This is a genomic window from Micromonospora sp. CV4, from assembly GCF_003667455.1.
Lineage (GTDB): Bacteria > Actinomycetota > Actinomycetes > Mycobacteriales > Micromonosporaceae > Micromonospora.
This window is the reverse complement of sequence record NZ_RCVI01000336.1, coordinates 1-1,416: the sequence shown is the minus strand read 5'-3', so window position 1 is coordinate 1,416 and position 1,416 is coordinate 1. Positions and strand designations below refer to the sequence as shown.

2 protein-coding genes are annotated in these 1,416 nt (G+C 74.7%); one reads left to right on the top strand and one right to left on the bottom strand.

Going from position 1 to position 1,416, the window contains the following annotated elements:
* Positions 1 to 15: 15 nt before the first annotated feature.
* On the bottom strand, positions 16 to 966 hold the full coding sequence (locus EAD98_RS23545) for an NUDIX hydrolase (RefSeq protein ID WP_121656188.1): 951 nt from the start codon (positions 964 to 966) through the stop codon (positions 16 to 18).
* A gap of 143 nt (positions 967 to 1,109) precedes the next feature.
* On the opposite strand from EAD98_RS23545, the gene EAD98_RS23540 reads away from it, so the two are divergent.
* Positions 1,110 to 1,397, top strand: a complete 288-nt coding sequence (locus EAD98_RS23540; protein ID WP_121656187.1) for a PspC domain-containing protein — start codon at positions 1,110 to 1,112, stop codon at positions 1,395 to 1,397.
* Positions 1,398 to 1,416 lie beyond the last annotated feature (19 nt).

Sequence of the window (1,416 nt, the reverse complement as noted above, 5' to 3'; positions counted from 1 at the left end):
GGTGGGGGTTGGGGGTCAGGTGAGTTGGGCGGCCTGGACTGCTTCGGCGGTCACCTCGGTGAGGTGGTGGGTGGGGAGGGCGCCCAGCTCCTCGCGGGCGAACCAGCGGGCCTCGCAGGTGGAGCCGCCGACATCGGCCACCGTCAGCGGGTTCGGCTGGTCGACCACCACCCGGTAGAAGGCGCGGACCCCGTGCCAGTCGATCGGGTAGCCCTCCGGGCCGAGCGAGGCGGCGTCCCGGTGGCTGGCCACGCCGAGCAGCTCGACCAGGCGGCCGGTCTGGCCGGTCTCCTCGACCAGCTCCCGGATCAGCGCCGCGCCCGGCTGCTCGCCGTAGTCGGTGCCGCCGCCGGGCAGGTGCCAGCAGCCGGCGCCCGGGTAGCCGTCGGACACCCGGGTGAGCAGCACCCGCCCGGCCGGGTCGGTGCACACCGCGTACGCGGCGAAGCGCTGCGCCCGGTGCAGCCCGTCGGGGCCGGGCACCGCGTAGAAGGAGGGGAACTCCGGCGCCTCGTCGGGCACCACGTCGGCCGAGGAGGCGGGCAGACCGAGGGCACGGGCGGTGAACGAGCGCAGCGGGAGCTGCCGCGCCTCGTCGAGGGTGTACCAGCGGGCCAGGTCGGTGGGCCGCTCGCCGACCCGGTCCGCGAGGGTGCCGCCGCGCACGGCCACCCGGTAGATCAGCCGGTCGGTGTGGATGGTGATCCCGCGCTCGGGCAGGGCACGCATGTCGGCGAGCACGTCGGCCAGGCCGGAGACGGCGACCGAGAGGCCGGTCTCCGCGGCGGTCTCCCGGACGACCGTGTGGTTCGGGTCCTCGCCGTGGTCGACCGCCCCGCCGGGCAGCGACCACGTGCCGGGCGTGCCGGAGCGCTCCGATGCACGGACCAGCAACACTCGGCCGTCTGGGTCAGCACAAACTGCGTATGCCGCGATCCTGCGGAGCGGCTCCAGCATGGTGGTCACGGGACCAAATTCTCCCCGGGCCGGGTTACCGGAGCGGAAAAGAGTCGGATTCCTGACTGTCTGACCCCGCTCAGGGATCGGTCAGGGTAAGGATCCGGGCGGTCACCGAGGGCGAACCGAGCGCCGGCGCGGAGTGTGGAGGCATGACAACCACCACCGCTCCCCACGCCCCGTACAAGCAGCTCCGGCGACCCACCACCGACCGCATGGTGGCCGGTGTCGCCAGCGGCCTCGGCCGGTACTTCGCCGTCGACCCCACCGTGGTCCGGGTGATCTTCGCAGTCAGCGGCCTGCTCACCGGCGGGCTGGCGCTGTTCGCGTACCCGATCATGTGGTTCCTGATGCCCGAGGAGCCCACCGGCGCGCCGGCCTGGCCGCACCCGGCGGGCGTCGCGCCGCAGGGCCCGCCGCCCACCGCCGGGCCCGGCTGACCGGGCGCGGGCCCGGGGT

What these genes read in the sequence shown, in the direction of transcription:
- EAD98_RS23540 (WP_121656187.1), top strand. Translation starts at nt 1,110, where the DNA reads ATGACAACCACCACCGCTCCCCACGCCCCGTACAAGCAGCTCCGGCGA.